Below are 15,809 nucleotides of genomic sequence, written 5' to 3'. Positions count from 1 at the left end.
TGGACGAAATTGCAAATTCTAACCTACGCGAGCGACGGGCAACGGAAGCGGCGACCGCCGCCGGCAGCCCCTGGATCCGGGCCGCCGCAAACGACGACCGGCCCCGCACGGGGGCCGGTCAGACACGGGCACGCCGCGGGCGCGCCGGGCGGGGCATCAGCGGAAGCGCGGCTGCGGCTTGGTGGCCAGCTCGCCGGGCAGGCTGGCCAGGTAGTTGGCGATCTGCTTGAGCTCGGCGTTGCTGAACTGCTGCGCGATGCCACCCATGATCGGGTTGGCGCGGCCGATGTGGGGGTTGCCCTGCACGTTGTACGACTTCAGCGCCACGTACAGGTAATCGGCGTGCTGGCCTGCGATCTTCGGATAGCTCGGATCGATCGGGGAGCTGAAGTTGGCGCCGTGGCACGACACGCACGCGCCCTTCTCGATCAGCTGCGCCACCACACCGCCGGGCGCCTTGACCTGCTCGGGCGCCTTGGCCTGATGATGCGTGCTGTAATAGGCGGCCAGATCGGCGATGTCCTGGTCCGACAGCGAGCCGGCGATGCCGCGCATCGTCGGGTGCTTGCGGTCACCCTTGCGGTAGGCCTGCAGCGCTGCGGCGATGTACGGCGCCGACTGGCCGGAGATCATCGGCACGCGATGGATCTCGGGAAAGCTGTTCTGGTACCCCGGGATGCCGTGGCAGCCGACGCACATCGCCGCCTTGCCCTCCCCTGCCTTGGCGTCTCCCGCCGCCTGGGCCCAGGCGCCCATGGCGCCGAAAAACGTCGCAGCGGCGACAGCGGTCTGGAGCAGGAGGGTCGGCGTTCGCTTCATGTTGCAAGCACAATCGCAAGAAGGTTTGACAAAAATCAACAACCGATTATATAGACTGCCTACCCCGGCTCCGTCTCCGCCCGCGTCCGCGGCGGGACAGGATTTTCCCTAGGCCCATCCGACCCCTCATCCAGGAAAACCCCCACCATGCGCTTCGAAGGCTCGGCCACCTACGTCGCCACCCCCGATCTGCTGCTGGCCGTCAACGCCGCCATCCGGCTGCAGCGGCCGCTGCTGCTCAAGGGCGAACCCGGCACCGGCAAGACCATGCTGGCCGAGGAGGTGGCGCGGGCGCTGGACATGCCGCTGCTGCAGTGGCACATCAAGTCCACCACCAAGGCGCAGCAGGGCCTCTACGAGTACGACGCGGTCAGCCGCCTGCGTGACAGCCAGCTCGGCGATGACCGCGTCAAGGACATCCGCAACTACATCGTCAAGGGCGTGCTGTGGGAGGCGTTTGCCGCCGAGCGCCCGGTGGCGCTGCTGATCGACGAGATCGACAAGGCCGACATCGAGTTTCCCAACGACCTGCTGCGCGAGCTCGACCGCATGGAGTTCCACTGCTACGAGACGCGCGAGACCATCCGCGCGCGCCACCGGCCGCTGGTGTTCATCACTTCCAACAACGAGAAGGAGCTGCCCGATGCCTTCCTGCGCCGCTGCTTCTTCCACTACATCCGGTTTCCCGACCCGCCGACGATGCGCCGCATCGTCGAGGTGCACTTCCCCGGCCTGCGCGAGGAGCTGGTGGCCGCGGCGCTGAAGGTGTTCTTCGACATCCGCCAGCTTCCCGGGCTGAAGAAGCGGCCCTCGACCTCGGAGCTGCTGGACTGGCTCAAGCTGCTGGCCGCGGAGGACATCGCGCCGCAGCAGCTGGCCGGCGCCGAGGGCCAGATCGCCGTGCCGCCGCTGGTGGGCGCGCTGCTGAAGAACGAGCAGGACCTGGTGCTGTTCGAAAAGCTCGTCTTCATGAACCAGCGCAACCGCTGATTCGGGCGCGCCGGTGCGATCCGCCACTCTCATATACACTCCGCGTATATCCGACGAGGAGCCAGCCATGCCCGAAGCCGCGGTGTTCATGTCCGGCAACAGCCAGGCGGTCCGGCTGCCCAAGGCGTTCCGCTTCCGGGGCAAGACGGTGGAAATCCTGCGCCGGGGCGACGAGGTGGTGCTGCGCGAGAAGCGCCGCACGCTGGCCGAGGCGCTGGGCGACTGGCCACCGCTGCCACCCGAGGAAGCGCAGGCGTGGGACGCCGCGCTGGCCGACGTGCGCGTTGAAGCGCCGCAGGACCGCGACTGGGACGCGCTGCTCGGCACCCTGGCCCCACGATGACCTGGCTGCTGGACACCAACACGGTGAGCTACTTTCTGCGCGATCATGACCGCGGGCTCACCGAGCGTCTGATGGCGTGCGCGCCGGATGCGCTCGCCGTTTCGGTGATCACCGTCGGGGAACTGCGCTTCGGCCTGCAGCGTCTGGGCGAAAGCCGGCGCGCGAGCGTGCTGGCGCTGCGGCTTGACAAGCTGCTGCAAGCCATCCCGATCCTGCCGCTGCCGGAACAGGCTGCCACGCACTACGGCCGCATCCGCCACCACCTGCAGGCGCAGGGCACGCCGATCGGCGGCAACGACCTGTGGCTGGCAGCGCATGCGTTGGCCCAGGATCTGACGCTGGTCAGCCACAACCTGGGCGAGTTCCGGCGCGTGCCCGGCCTGCGGGTCGAAAGCTGGCTCGGTCCTGCCGCGACCGAGGAGCCAGCGCCATGCTGACCGGCTTCTTCTACACGCTGCGCGCGGCGGGCCTGCCGGTGTCGGTGCGCGAGTACCTGACGTTGCTGGAGGCGCTGCAGGCCGGCGTGGTGGGACCGCTGAGCGAGGACGCCTGCTCGATCGAGGACTTCTACCATCTCGCCCGCACCACGCTGGTCAAGGACGAGCGGCATTACGACAAGTTCGACCGCGCCTTCGCCGCCTACTTCCGCGGGGTGGAGACGCTGGCCGACTTCACCCGGGAGATCCCCGCCGACTGGCTGCGCCAGACGCTGCAGCGGCTGCTGAGCGACGAGCAGAAGGCCAACGCCCCGCGCCATGACTACGACGAGCTGTTCGAGGAGCTGAGAAAGCGCCTGGAGGAACAGAAGGAGCGCCACGCCGGCGGCAGCAAGTGGATCGGCACCGGCGGCACCAGCCCGTTCGGGCACGGCGGCCACAACCCGCAGGGCATCCGCATCGGCGGCAAGGGCGGGGGCAGGAGCGCCGTCAAGGTGTGGGAGCAGCGCAGCTACCGCGACTACGACGATACGCAGGAGCTGGGCACGCGCAACATCAAGATGGCGCTGCGACGGCTGCGGCGCTTCGCACGCGAGGGCGCCGAGCTGGAGCTGGATCTGCCCGACACCATCCGCGCCACCGCAGCCAACGCCGGCTGGCTCGACCTCAGGATGGTGCCGCAGCGCCACAACCGCGTGAAGGTGCTGCTGCTGATGGATGTCGGCGGCACGATGGACGAGCACATCCCGCGCGTGGAGGAACTCTTCTCGGCGGCGCGGGCCGAATTCAAGCACCTGGAGTTCTATTACTTCCACAACTGCGTCTACGACTACGTGTGGAGGAACAACCGGCGCCGCTACGCCGAGAAGCTGCCGACGTGGGACCTCATCCGCACCTACAACAAGGACTACAAGCTCATCCTCGTGGGCGACGCGACGATGAGCCCGTACGAGATCCTGCAGCCGGGCGGCAGCGTCGAGCACCACAACGAGGAGCCGGGCGCCGAATGGCTGCAGCGCCTCACGCACGCCTTTCCGTACCACGTCTGGCTCAACCCCGAGCCGCAGGCCCTGTGGGAATACCGCCAGAGCATCGGCATCATCCGCCAGCTCGTCGGGGGCCGCATGTTTCCGATGACGCTCAAGGGGCTGGAGGAGGCGATGCGGCTGCTGTCGAAATGAGCCCGCCGGCCGGCGGCCGCCGCGCCGCGCTGGCGGCGCTGCTGCTGGCCGTGGCGTTGGGCGGCTGCGCCCAGCTTGCCCGCGCTCCCGCTCCCGCCCCCGCGCCGCGCCCGGCCCTGGCGCTGACCCTGGAGGCGCCGGCGGAGATCGAGGCGCTGCTGCGCCAGCATCTGGAGGTGCAGCGTTACCGCGACGTCGAAGGTCTGACGGCCGCGGAATGGCAGCGGCTGGCCAGCGCCGTCCCCGAGGACGCGCGCCGCCTGCTGGCCACCGCGGGCCACTTCAGCCCGGAGGTGGCCGTGACATTCGACGCGCAGGCGCAGCCACCGCGGCTGGCGGTGCGCGTGGAGCCGGGGCCGCGCACGCACGTCGCGTCGGTGCAGCTGCGGCTGCATGGGCCGGCGGGAGCCGACCCCGAGCGCCACCGCGCGCTGCAGGCCGTCTGGCCCCTGCCGCCGGGACACGCCTTCACGCAAGGCGCCTGGGACGACGCCAAGCGCGCCGTGCTGGCGGCGCTGCGCCGGCACGGCTACCCGCACGCCGCCATCACCCACAGCCTGGCCGACATCGACCCGGTCAGCGCCACGGCGCACCTGCATGTCGAGCTGGACAGCGGGCCGCTGGTGCGGCTCGGTCCGGTGATCGTGGAGGGCGCCCAGCGCTATCCTGCCACCCAGGCCGAGCGGCTGGCACGGCTGGCCGGCCTGCGCGTGGGGGTGGTGCACGACGAGCAGGTGCTGCAGGACGTGCAGCGGCATCTGGCGACCACGCCTCACTACGACGCCGCCTTCGCACGCCTGGAGGAGGACGGGCCGCCGGAGGCGCACCCGGTGCGGCTGCAGGTGCGCGAGGCACCGCGCCAGCAGCTCAGCGCAGCCCTGGGCGCCACCACGGATCGGGGCGCGCGCCTGACGCTGCAGCACACCCACCTGCGCGTGCCGGCGCTGGATGCGATGGCGCGCACCACGCTGCTGTGGTCGGGCGGGCAGCGCGCGCTGGGCAGCGACTGGACCGGGCTGCTCGACGCCGGCGGCTGGCACTGGCGCGGCGGCGCCGAGCTGGGCTGGCGGGCGGACGGACCGGTGCGCACCCTCACCCGGCAGCTGCGCCTGCAGCGCGAGCAGCCCGGCCTGCGTCTGCAGCGCGGCCTGTTCGTGCAGTGGGACGGCTCGCGCGAGCAGGAATCCGGCGGCCCGGCGACGCGGGCGCGCAGCCTCAGCGCCGGCCTGGCCTGGACGCGGCGCGACTTCCATCCGCTGGACGACCCGGAGGCCGGCCATGGCCTGGCCGCCGAGGTGTCACTGGGCACGACGCTGGGCGCCGAACGCCACCCCTACCTGCGCGCGCGCCTGCGCACCGCCCAGGTGTGGGCGCTGCCGCCGCGTCAGGGCCGCCTGGTCGGCGCGGCGGAAGCGGGGGCGGTGTGGGCCAGCGCGGGCACCACCGTGCCGGCCGGCCAGCGCTTCCTGGCCGGCGGCGAGGGCAGCGTGCGCGGCTACGCCCCGGCCAGCCTCGGCGTGGTGCAGACGGGAGGAGGCGTGCAACCCGGGCGGATGCTGCTGCGCGCCAGCCTGGAATGGCAGCGTCCCCTGGACGGCGGCGCCCCGGGGCCGTGGGAGCTGGCGCTGTTTGCCGACACCGCGGCGGTGGCCGACCGCTGGGCGGCGCTGCGGCCGGCGTGGGGTGTGGGGGCCGGCGTGCGCCACCGCTCGCCGGTGGGGCCGCTGCGCGCCGACCTCGCCTACGGCGTGCAGGAGCGCCGCTGGCGGCTGCACGTCTCGGTGGGTTTCGCGTTCTGACGGACAGGGGGTGTCGACATGGAGACGGCCGGCGACGTCCACGGCACCCGCACGGCGGTGCCGGCGTCGCACCGCCGGCGCGCGCTGCGCGGGCGGGTGCTGCCGCTGCTGGCCTTGCTGCCCGGGCTGCTCGCCGCCGCGCTGCTGGCCCTGTTGCTGTGGGGCCTGCGCGAGGGTTCGCTGGCACAGGTGCTGCGCTGGGGGCAGCCGTGGTTGAACCGCACCGCCGACGTGCAATGGCATGGGGTGCGCGGCGCCCTGCTGCGCGACGGCCGCATCGAGCGGCTGCAGTGGCAGCAGGACGGCCTCACCGTCACGCTGGAGGGCCTGTCGTGGCGCTGGGCCGACGACCTGTGGGCACGGCTGTGGCGCCAGCGCCGGCTGGCGCTGGCCGAGCTGCGCGCGGAGCGCGTGACGGTGGACGACCGGCGCCCGCCGGCGCCGCGCACACCGCCGCCGGCCGACCTGCGCCTGCCGTGGCTGCACGCGCTGGAGACGCCGCTGCACGCCGGTGAAGTGCACATCGCGCCCGGCTGGTGGCTCGGCGACGTGGCCGCCGACTTCCGCTACGGCCCGACGGCGGACGAGAACCCGTCGGCACCGCCGGCCCACCGGCTGATCCTGCATGCGGCCACGCTGCGGGCCGTGGGCCCGCAGGGGCACTTGACCGCGCATCTGCAAGGCACGCTGGCGCTGCAGGCGGCCGGCGCGCAGACGCTCGAGCTGCGGGCCGAGGCACACGCCGAGGTCACCCCGCGCGACGCCCCGCGCCAGCGATGGACGCTGCAGGCGCGGCTGGACGGGCCGCTGGCTGGCCAGACCGCCACGCTGCAGCTGCATGGCGAAGTACAGCAAGCCGACCGGGGGCCGGGCCACGCCACCGTGCACGCCAGCCTGCGGCCGTGGGCGCCGCAGCCGGTGCGCGCGGCCACGGCGCAGGTGCGCACGCTGGATCTGGCGTTGCTGTGGCCGCATGCGCCGCGCACGCGGCTGCACGGTGAACTGCGCTGGACCCCGGAAGGCGAGGATGGCTGGACGGTCAGCGCGCAGCTGCGCAACGACCGACCCGCCGCCTGGGACCGCGGCGGGCTGCCGCTGACGACGCTGCGGGCGCAGGCACGGCTGCAGGGACAGCGGCTCGAGGTCGAGGAGCTGAGCGCCGGCATCGGGCCGGGCCGGCTGCAGGCGCGCGGGGCGCTGCAGCTGGCGCCGCAACCCTCGCCTTGGGGCCGGCTGCCGGTGCAGCCGCTGACACTCGTGCTGACGGTGCGCGATCTCGCCCCCCGCCAGCTCTGGAGCACCGCCCCGGCCACGCCCGTGCAGGCCGACCTCACGCTGGCGGCCGGCGCCGTGGCGGCGCAGCGCACGGTCACGCTGCGCGTGGACGACGGCGTGATGCGGCTGCAGGCCGCGGCGCACTGGGCCGGCGCGCAGCTGAGCGTGACGGCGTTGCGACTGCTGGGAGACGGTCTGCAGGCCGAGCTGGACGGCGAGCTGCCGCTGGGCGCCGGCCAGGCGAACCGCAGCGCCGGCGGCACGCTGCGGCTGGAGCTGGAGGACGTGGCGCGCGCGCAAGCCAGCGCACGGCGCTGGCTCGCGCTGTGGCCGCAGGCGGACGCGGGCGGCAGCGGCACCGCGGCACTGCGCATCGCCGAGGGCTGGCGCGGACGGGCCAGCCTGCGCCTGCAGTGGGGGCCGCGGCTGCCCGGCCGCGATCCGCAGGCCAGCCCCTGGCAACTCCATCTCGCCCTGGCGTCGCTGCGACCGCCGGCCGGCCCGGACCCCGGCTGGGCGGTTCACGACGCCTGGCTGACGCTGACCGGCGAGGCGCGCCGGGCCCACGCCGAGGTCGACGCCATCGTCGAATTCGGCGGCCGCCGCGCGCGCCTGACGCTGGAGCCGACCCCCCTGGCCTGGAGCGCCGAGGCGCTGCAGGTGGCGCCGTCGGCGCTGCGCCTGCAGCCGGTGCACCCGGCAGCGCCGCCGCCGGCGCGCCTGGCGTGGCACGCCCTGCAGCGCCACGGCGACGGCCGCTGGCTGGCCGAGGGTGAGGCGGCCCTGGCGGCACTGCCGGCGTGGCTTGCCTGGTGGGGGCGGCCGGTGCCGGCCGATGCGCCGCTGCAGCCCTCCGCCGAACTGGCGCTGCGGCTGGCGTGGCGGCTGGACGTCGATGAGCGCGCGCCGCTGGCGCCGCACGCGCTGCGCGCCGGGCTGCGGCGCACCGCCGGCGACGTGCTGCTGCAGCCGGACGGTCCGCAGGGCCCACGCCTGGCCGCCGGCCTGCGCGCGGCCGACCTGAGCCTGGATTGGGACGGCCGGCGCTGGCAGGCGCAGCTGGCCTGGGACAGCGAGCGGGCCGGCCGTTTCGACGGCGCGCTGCAGGTGCAGCCGCCGCAGGCCTGGCCGCTGCCCCCCACAACGCCGCTGCTGGGCCACTGGGCGCTGCACGCCCCGCCGCTGAGCCTGTTCGGGCCGTGGCTGCCTCCCGGCTGGCGCGTCGAGGGTCGGTTGCAGGGTCGCGGACGCCTGCACGGCACATGGGCGCAGCCCGCCGTGGACGGCGAACTGGAGGGTGACGGCCTGCGTCTGGCGAGTCTGGCCGACGGCATCGACTGGCGCGACGGCACCCTGCACGCCCGCTTCGACGGCACGGCTCTGGAGCTGCTCGCGCTGCGCCTGCCCAACACCGGCGGCCCGCCCGATGGGGGTCTGGAGATCCGTGGCCGGATCGGCTGGCAGGACGGCGTCGGGCGCGCGCGGGCCGACCTGACGCTGCAGGCGCGGCGCTGGGTGGCCCTGGCGCGCGCCGACCGCCAGCTGCAGCTGTCCGGACAGCTGGGCGTGCAGGCGGCCGAGCGCCGGCTGGCGCTGAGCGGGCGCCTGGTGGCGGACCGTGCGCGCCTGCGTCTGCCCCCCGCGGATGCGCCGCGGCTGGATGACGATGTCGTCGTGCGCGGCCAGCCCGCTCCGAAGGAGGCGGTGCGCAGCCCGTGGCCGGCCGGATGGGACGGCCGTGCGGACATCGCGCTCGACCTCGGCGAGGACACCCGGCTGGAGGGGCGCGGACTGGACGCCGGCCTGCGCGGCACGCTGCAATGGCGCCAGGAGGGCCGCCAGCCGGCGCGGCTGGACGGCGAGGTCCAGACGGTGCGCGGGCGCTACCAGGCCTGGGGCCAGACGCTGGAGATCGAGCACGGTCGCTTGCGCTTCGGCGGCGCGCTGGACGATCCGGCGCTCGACGTGCGGGCGGTGCGCCGCTTCAGCGGCCAGACGGTGGGGGTGCAGGTGGACGGCAGTGCGCAGGCGCCCCGCGTGCGCCTGGTGGCCGAGCCCGCCCTGCCCGACACCGACATCCTGGCCTGGCTGGTGCTGGGCCGGCCGCTGGCCGGCGCCGGGGCGGAGGCCGCCATCCTGCAGCGCGCGGCGCTGGCCCTGCTGGAGCAGAGCCGCGGCGGCCGGCCGGCGCTGCCGGCGACGCTGGGGCTGGACGAGCTCGGCGTCGACGCCGGCGGCACCCAGCCCGACGGCAGCGTGCGCGCCGCCAGCATCAGCCTGGGCAAGCGCCTGTCCAACCGGCTCTACCTCGGCTACGAGCGCAGCCTCAGCGGCCTGGTGGGCACCGTGTCCGTGCTGTACGACGTCTCGCGCTTCCTGACGCTGCGCGGCCGCGCCGGCGACGACCGTGCGCTGGAGCTGCTGTACCGGCGCCGCTACGACTGACGACGGCGCTGGGTACAATCGGCGCCCGCTGCCCGCCGTAGTTCAATGGATAGAACGGCCGCCTCCTAAGCGGCAAATCCAGGTTCGATTCCTGGCGGGGGGACCAGCCAGCGGCCCGGAACGCGCCTCAGCAGGCGTGGGGGTCGCCGCGGCGCATCGCGCGGCTGAGCAGCAGCACCGGCACCAGCCCCACCAGCACCAGCGCCAGCGCCGGCAGCGCCGCCTCGCCCAGGCGCTCGTCGCGGGCCATCTGGTGCGCCATCACCGCCAGCGTGTCCATGTCGAACGGGCGCAGCACCAGCGTGGCCGGCAGCTCCTTCATGACGTCGACGAACACCAGCAACCCGGCGGCCAGCGTCGAGCGCCTCAGCAGCGGCCAGTGCACCCGGCGCCACAGCGACCATGCCCCGTGACCGAGCGTGCGGGCGGCCTCGTCGAAGCTGCGCGGCAGGCGGCTGTAGCCGCTTTCCACCGACTGCAGCGCCACCGCCGTGAAGCGCACCAGGTAGGCCCAGAGCAGGCCGAGCACGGTGGCGGTGACCCAGCCGGCCAGCGGCGCCTCGGGGGCGCGGGCCTGCAGCCAGCCCACCGGCAGCAGCAGCCCGACCACCACCACCGCCCCCGGCACCGCGTAGCCCAGCCCCACCGTGCGCACCGCCAGGCGGACCGCCGGCGTGGGCAGCCGCCGCGCGGCATGGCCGAGCAGCAGCGCGGCCAGCGTGGCCAACAGCGCCGCCGCCGCCGCCAGCGCCAGGCTGTTGCGCGCCCAGGCGCCAAAGGCCCGCCACGGCAGCACGTCCCAGCCGTCCAGCAGCGGCCGCAGCATGAACAGCACCGGCAGCACGAAGCCCAGCAGCACCGGCAACCCGCACACCGCCCACGCCGCGGCCACCGCCGCACCGCGCAGGCGCACCGGCCGCGCCTCCACCCCGCCGCGGCCCGGCCGCTGCGTGGCGAAACGCAGCCGCCGCTGCGCACGCCGCTCCAGCGCCAGCAGCAACGCCACGAAACCGAGCAGCAGCCCGGCCAGCTGGGCCGCGGCCACGCGGTCGTCCAGCACCAGCCATGCCTTGAAGACGCCGGCGGTGAAGGTCGGCACGCCGAAGTAGCTGACCACGCCGTAGTCGGCCAGCGTCTCCATCAGCGCCAGCGCCACCCCGGCGGCGATGGCCGGCCGCGCCATCGGCAGCGCCACGCGGCGCAGCCGCCGCCCCAGCGGCGCTCCGAGCAGCCGCGCCGCCTCCAGCAGCGCCGCCGCGCGCTCGCTCAACGCGGTGCGCGCCAGCAGGTAGACGTACGGATACAGCGTGAACGTGAACACCCACGCCGCCCCCCAGGCGGAGCGGATCTCGGGCAGCACGCGCCCCTGCAGCCCGAAGGTATCGCGCAGCCACGTCTGCGCCGGCCCGGAAAACTGCAGGAAGTCGGTGTAGGCATAAGCCGTGACGTAAGCCGGCATCGCCAGCGGCAGCAGCAGCAGCCACTCGGCGCTGCGCCGCCCCGGAAAGTCGAACACCGTCACCGCCAGCGCCGTGGCCGTGCCGACCAGCGCCACCGCCACCCCCACCCCCAGGCACAGCGCCACGCTGGTCAGCGCGTAGCCCGGCAGCGTGGTGGCGGCCATCGCGCGCAGTGCCTCCCACGACGCCGCGTTCCAGCCCAGCGCCGCGGCCAGCAGCGCCAGCACCGGCAGCGCCAGCACCCCGGCCAGGCCCAGCAGCCCCGCCTGCGCCAGCCAGCGCCGCCACGGGGCGGCGGTTCGCGGCGCCGCCGGCGCCGTGGGAGATGCGTTTGCAAGGGCCATGGTCAGCGCCGTGAGAATGAGAATGCTCATTATCTACAATGACGCCATGTTCCTCACGCTCGACCAGGCACGCCTGCGCTACCCCGGCGCCGCGCGGCCGGCGCTGGATGGCGTCACGCTGGCGCTGGCGGCCGGTGCCATCGGCGTGCTGATCGGCCCCTCCGGCTGCGGCAAAACGACGCTGCTGCGCGCCATCGCGGGACTGGAGCGACTCGACGAAGGCCGGCTGACCCTGGACGGTCAGACCGTGGCCGCCCCCGGCGTGCACGTGGCGCCGGAGCGGCGCCGCATCGGCATGGTGTTCCAGGACTACGCGCTGTTTCCGCACCTGAGCGTGGCGGACAACGTCGCCTTCGGCCTGCACGGGCTGCCGCGGCCGCAGCGCCTGGCGCGCGTGGCCGAGGTGCTGGCGCTGGTGGGCCTGGAGGGCTACGAGCGGCGCTATCCGCACGAGCTGTCGGGCGGCCAGCAGCAGCGCGTGGCGCTGGCGCGCGCGCTGGCGCCGCAGCCGCGCCTGCTGCTGCTGGACGAGCCGTTCTCCAACCTCGACGTCGACCTGCGCGAGCGGCTGGCGCAGGAGCTGCGCACGATCCTGAAGGCGGCCGGCATCACCGCGCTGTTCGTCACGCACGACCAGCTGGAGGCGTTCGCGCTGGGCGACGTCATCGGCGTCATGCACGACGGGCACCTGCACCAGTGGGACGACGCCTACACGCTCTACCACCGGCCGGCCACCCGCTTCGTCGCCGAGTTCATCGGCCACGGGGTGTTCGCGCCGGCGCGCATCGTCGCGCGCGCCGGACGGGTGGTGGTGCAGACGCCGTTGGGCGAGCTGGAGGACATGGCCGAGTGCCCGCTGCCCAGTGCCTTCCCCGACGGCCTGTGCGAGGTGCTGCTGCGCGCCGACGACGTGGTGCACGACGACGCCTCGCCGTTTCGCGCCGAGATCGTGCGCAAGGCCTTCCGCGGCGCGGCTTTCCTCTACACCGTGCGGCTCGCCGACGGGCAGCTGCTGCAGGTCCACGTGCCGTCGCACCACGACCACGCGATCGGGGAATGGATCGGCATCCGCGCCGCGGTGGACCACGTGGTCACGTTCGCGCGCGGCGCCGGGGCGGCCTCGCCGCCGGCGCCGGCGGTGGCGCTGCAGCACGCCACCGTCTGAGCCGGTTGGCAGTGCCTAGGCCGCCGCGGCCTGCAAGCCCATCCCGCGTGGCAGGGTGGTCGGGCGCGGCAGCAGCTCGGCCAGCACCCGGCACACCGTCTCATGCTTGGCGTCGACCAGCTCGGCCAGCACGCGCAGCGGCGGCAGCCGGCGGCGCAGTTCCACGGGGTCGTCAGCCTCGCCGAGCACGTCCGGCCGCGCCAGCAGGCGCAGCAGCATCGCCAGCCGCTGGCGCACCGAGCCGGTGCGCAGCAGCGCCATCGCATGCGCGCGCTCGGGCAGCTGCAGCAGCGCCTCGGTCAGCCAGGCGGCGCGCTGCGTCGCATCGGCCGGCGGCAGGGGGCCCTGCAGCACCACCGGGGTGATGGCGCTGGCGCGCCAGCCGTGCGGCTGCCCGGCCAGCGCGTCGATCCCGACCCAGTCGCCCGGCTCGGCCAGCATCACCAGCAGCGGCCCATCACGGCCGATGCGGTCCAGCCGCATCAACCCGCGCAGCAGGCGCCATGGCCCACCACCGCCGCCGGCGTCGAACAGGCGCTGCTGCGGCGCCAGCGTGATCGCGTCCCCGTGCCGCGGCAACCCGTCCACCCCGGCGAATGGGGCAGCCTGGCGGGCCGGCTCAGTGCTTGTGGGCGCCATGATGGCCATGCCCTCCCATGGCGCCGCCGCCCTGCGCGCCCAGCGCCATCACCTTGGCCTGCACCTCCTGGCGCACGCGCTGGCCGGCGGCGTTCTCGAACACCAGCGTGAGCGGCACGGTCTCGCCGCCGGCCAGCGGGCGCTTGAGGTCCATCAGCATCACGTGGTAACCGCCGGGCTTGAGCTCCACCGGTCGGCCGGCGGGCAGCGCCAGGCCCGGGATGGCGCGCATGCGCATCACGTCGCCGTCCATCGCCATCTCGTGGATCTCGACGACACCGGCCACGGGCGATTCGCCGGCCACCAGGCGCATGTTTTCCGGGGCGGTCAGGCGCATGAAAGCGCCGGTGGCCTTCTGCTGCGCGACGGTGCCGCGCACCCAGGGCTCGTCGATCGTGACGGTCTGCGCCCAGGCGGCGGCGGTGAGGGCCAACAGGGCGCCGGCGGCGGCGCTGCGGATCAGATTGCGGGTCATGGTCGGATCTCCTTTCGGGGGTTGAAAACGGAACGGGCGGCCGTCAGGCGCCCTCGCGCAGCAGCCACGCGATGTCGTGCGCGTAGTCGTCGGCGCTCTGCTCGTGCTTGAGCACGATGCGCAGACGGCCGTGCGCGTCGATCAGGTAGGTCTGCGCCGAATGGTCCATGGTGTAGCCGCTGCCGGTGGGCACCTTGGCGTAGTACACCTTGAACTCGCGCGCGGCGGCGGCGATCTCCTCCGGCGTGCCGGTCAGCCCGAGGAAGGACGGGTGAAACGCCGCCAGGTAGTCGCGCAGCAGCGCGGGCGTGTCGCGCTCCGGGTCGACGGTGACGAACAGCAGCTGCACGCGCCCGGCATCGGGCCCCAGGCGCTGCATCACCTCCACCGCACGCGCCAGCGCCGTCGGACAGACGTCCGGGCACTGCACGAAGCCGAAGTACAGCATCACCACCTTGCCGCGGAAGTCCTCGAGCGTGCGGCGCAGGCCATGCTGGTCGGTCAGCGCGAGCGTGCGGCCGTACGGCGCGCCGGTGACGTCGATGCCGCGCAGCGCGGGGCGCTCAGCGCTGCGCTCGCAGCCGGCCAGCCACGGGGTGGCCGCGGCCGCCAGCGCGGCGGCGGCCAGCGCCAGCCAGCGGCGCCGGGGCGCCGCGGCGAGGCGATCGGGGTTCATGGAAACGAGCCTCCTGCGTCGTGCCACGGGAGTGGCGCACCCGTCAACGGGCGGCCACGGCGACTGCGCCGCCTCGGACCCAGGGGGTCCGCAAACGGCGCGATGTCAGGCGAACGGCAGCGGAGGCGCGTGCGGCTGCGGCCGCCACCATGCCTGGGGCGGAGCGACCGCGCGGGTCGTGTGGGCGACGCAAGCCGACGGATCCGCGGCAGGCGGCAGACCGACAAGGGGTTCGGCGGGGGGCAGCCCCGGCCCGCCGTGCAGCAGGCACCAGTCGCACGCCATCGCGGCGGCGCCAGCATCGTCCGAGGCGGCGTCGCCGGCCGCTTCCAGCGTCACCCACGCCATGCCGGTGCTGGTGCAGATCTGCACGCGCTCGCCGGCGCGCACGCCGACAGCCCACGCTTGGGCAAGCGTGGGCGCCAGCGCAGCCCACAGCAGCGCCAGCAGGGCCAGCGCAAGCGGCCAACGGCGGTGACGGACGATGGCGTTCACTGTTGACATTGTAGTCAGCACGGCCGCGGCGTGCGCTCGCTACACTAGTCGCATCGGCCTGCCGCCATGCGGCAGGCCCGGTGTCACTTCATTCGTTTCCTGCACGCCCACCTCCATGACCCCCGCCGAACAAGCCCTGCGCGACGCCGCGCTCGAATACCACCGCAGCCCCACCCGCGGCAAGGTGTCCGTCACGCCAACCAAGGCGCTGTCCAACCAGCGCGACCTCAGCCTGGCCTACTCGCCCGGCGTGGCCTACCCGTGCCTGGAGATCGCCGCCGACCCGCGCAAGGCCGCCGAGTACACCAGCCGCGGCAACCTGGTCGGGGTCATCACCAACGGCACCGCGGTGCTGGGCCTGGGCGACATCGGCCCGCTGGCCGGCAAGCCGGTGATGGAGGGCAAGGGCTGCCTGTTCAAGAAGTTCGCCGGCATCGACGTCTTCGACATCGAGCTCAACGAGAAGGATCCGGACAAGCTGGTCGAGATCATCGCCGCGCTGGAGCCGACGCTGGGCGGCATCAACCTGGAGGACATCAAGGCGCCGGAGTGCTTCATCGTCGAGCGCAAGCTGCGCGAGCGGCTCCACATCCCGGTGTTCCACGACGACCAGCACGGCACCGCGATCATCGCCTCGGCGGCGCTGATCAACGCGCTGGAGCTGGTCGGCAAGCAGATCGGCGAGGTGCGCATCGCCGTCAGCGGCGCCGGCGCCGCCGCCATCGCCGTGCTGGATCTGTTCGTCGCGCTGGGCGCGCGGCCCGAGCTCATCACCGTCTGCGATTCCAGGGGCGTCATCCACACGCAGCGCGAGGACGCCCTGGCCGGGCGGCTGGACGAATCGAAGCAACGCTACTGCCGCGCCACCGACGCGCGCACGCTGGCGGACGCGGTGCGCAGCGCCGACGTGTTCCTTGGCTGCTCCACCGCCGGGGTGCTGAGCGCCGAGATGGTCAAGACGATGGCCGAGCGCCCGATCATCCTGGCGCTGGCCAACCCCGAGCCGGAGATCCGCCCGGAGGTGGCCAAGGCCGCGCGCCCCGACTGCATCATCGCCACCGGACGCAGCGACTACCCCAACCAGGTCAACAACGTCCTGTGTTTCCCCTACATCTTCCGCGGCGCGCTCGATTGCGGCGCCACCCGCATCACCGAGGCGATGAAGCTGGCCTGCGTGCGCGAGATCGCGCAGCTGGCCAAGGCCGAGATCAGCGACGAGGTGGCCGCCGCCTACGCCGGGCAGGAGCTGCAGTTCGGCCCCGATTA

Annotated in this window: 14 protein-coding genes and 1 tRNA gene; 9 read left to right on the top strand and 6 right to left on the bottom strand. The window is 73.9% G+C overall.

The features are described from left to right. Positions 1-156 precede the first annotated feature (156 nt). Positions 157-819 (bottom strand): c-type cytochrome, encoded by a 663-nt coding sequence (locus tag Tsedi_RS10315; RefSeq protein ID WP_143896309.1) that lies wholly within the window; start codon positions 817-819, stop codon positions 157-159. Positions 820-966: 147 nt separating this feature from the next. Between Tsedi_RS10315 and Tsedi_RS10310 the strand changes: the two genes are divergently transcribed. The 7 genes from Tsedi_RS10310 (at position 967) to Tsedi_RS10280 (ending at position 9,395) form a co-directional block, all read left to right on the top strand. Next, complete coding sequence (locus tag Tsedi_RS10310) at positions 967-1,809, top strand: AAA family ATPase (RefSeq protein WP_143896307.1); 843 nt, start codon at positions 967-969, stop codon at positions 1,807-1,809. 67 nt (positions 1,810-1,876) lie between these two features. Continuing rightward, positions 1,877-2,152, top strand: a complete 276-nt coding sequence (locus Tsedi_RS10305; protein WP_143896305.1) for an antitoxin — start codon at positions 1,877-1,879, stop codon at positions 2,150-2,152. After that, positions 2,149-2,589, top strand: coding sequence for a PIN domain-containing protein (locus tag Tsedi_RS10300; RefSeq protein ID WP_143896303.1), 441 nt, complete (start codon positions 2,149-2,151; stop codon positions 2,587-2,589). The genes Tsedi_RS10305 and Tsedi_RS10300 overlap by 4 nt, the downstream gene beginning before the upstream one ends. Continuing rightward, positions 2,583-3,770, top strand: a complete 1,188-nt coding sequence (locus tag Tsedi_RS10295; protein WP_143896301.1) for a vWA domain-containing protein — start codon at positions 2,583-2,585, stop codon at positions 3,768-3,770. Before Tsedi_RS10300 ends, Tsedi_RS10295 begins: the two co-directional genes overlap by 7 nt. After that, positions 3,767-5,569, top strand: coding sequence for an autotransporter assembly complex protein TamA (locus Tsedi_RS10290; protein WP_143896299.1), 1,803 nt, complete (start codon positions 3,767-3,769; stop codon positions 5,567-5,569). Before Tsedi_RS10295 ends, Tsedi_RS10290 begins: the two co-directional genes overlap by 4 nt. An 18-nt stretch (positions 5,570-5,587) precedes the next feature. Continuing rightward, on the top strand, positions 5,588-9,289 hold the full coding sequence (locus Tsedi_RS10285) for a translocation/assembly module TamB domain-containing protein (protein ID WP_143896297.1): 3,702 nt from the start codon (positions 5,588-5,590) through the stop codon (positions 9,287-9,289). 31 nt (positions 9,290-9,320) lie between these two features. Beyond that, a tRNA-Arg gene (locus Tsedi_RS10280) sits at positions 9,321-9,395 on the top strand. Positions 9,396-9,416: 21 nt separating this feature from the next. Here the strand turns inward: Tsedi_RS10280 and Tsedi_RS10275 are convergent. Continuing rightward, positions 9,417-11,123 (bottom strand): ABC transporter permease, encoded by a 1,707-nt coding sequence (locus Tsedi_RS10275; RefSeq protein WP_246099256.1) that lies wholly within the window; start codon positions 11,121-11,123, stop codon positions 9,417-9,419. A 16-nt stretch (positions 11,124-11,139) separates the two neighbouring features. Between Tsedi_RS10275 and Tsedi_RS10270 the strand changes: the two genes are divergently transcribed. Beyond that, entirely contained in the window at positions 11,140-12,258 is a 1,119-nt protein-coding gene (locus tag Tsedi_RS10270) for an ABC transporter ATP-binding protein (RefSeq protein WP_143896293.1), read from the top strand. Positions 12,259-12,273: 15 nt separating this feature from the next. On the opposite strand, the gene Tsedi_RS10265 is transcribed toward Tsedi_RS10270, so the two are convergent. The 4 genes from Tsedi_RS10265 to Tsedi_RS10250 form a co-directional block, all read right to left on the bottom strand. Continuing rightward, positions 12,274-12,897: a hypothetical protein gene (locus tag Tsedi_RS10265; RefSeq protein ID WP_143896291.1), complete on the bottom strand. Its 624-nt coding sequence runs from the start codon at positions 12,895-12,897 to the stop codon at positions 12,274-12,276. Then, positions 12,878-13,372, bottom strand: coding sequence for a copper chaperone PCu(A)C (locus tag Tsedi_RS10260; protein WP_143896289.1), 495 nt, complete (start codon positions 13,370-13,372; stop codon positions 12,878-12,880). The genes Tsedi_RS10265 and Tsedi_RS10260 overlap by 20 nt, the downstream gene beginning before the upstream one ends. A 43-nt stretch (positions 13,373-13,415) precedes the next feature. Beyond that, positions 13,416-14,048: an SCO family protein gene (locus Tsedi_RS10255; protein ID WP_143896287.1), complete on the bottom strand. Its 633-nt coding sequence runs from the start codon at positions 14,046-14,048 to the stop codon at positions 13,416-13,418. A 105-nt stretch (positions 14,049-14,153) separates the two neighbouring features. Further along, positions 14,154-14,543, bottom strand: coding sequence for a DUF2946 family protein (locus Tsedi_RS10250; protein WP_185970649.1), 390 nt, complete (start codon positions 14,541-14,543; stop codon positions 14,154-14,156). Between the two features lie 115 nt (positions 14,544-14,658). Here Tsedi_RS10250 and Tsedi_RS10245 point away from each other — a divergent pair. Then, positions 14,659-15,809: malic enzyme-like NAD(P)-binding protein (locus tag Tsedi_RS10245; RefSeq protein WP_281280132.1), on the top strand; the 1,151-nt coding region annotated here is incomplete at its 3' end.

The organism is Tepidimonas sediminis (assembly GCF_007556605.1).
In the GTDB taxonomy this organism is placed as follows: domain Bacteria; phylum Pseudomonadota; class Gammaproteobacteria; order Burkholderiales; family Burkholderiaceae_C; genus Tepidimonas; species Tepidimonas sediminis.
The sequence above is the reverse complement of the archived record's forward strand: the minus strand, read 5'-3'. Positions and strand labels throughout refer to the sequence as shown.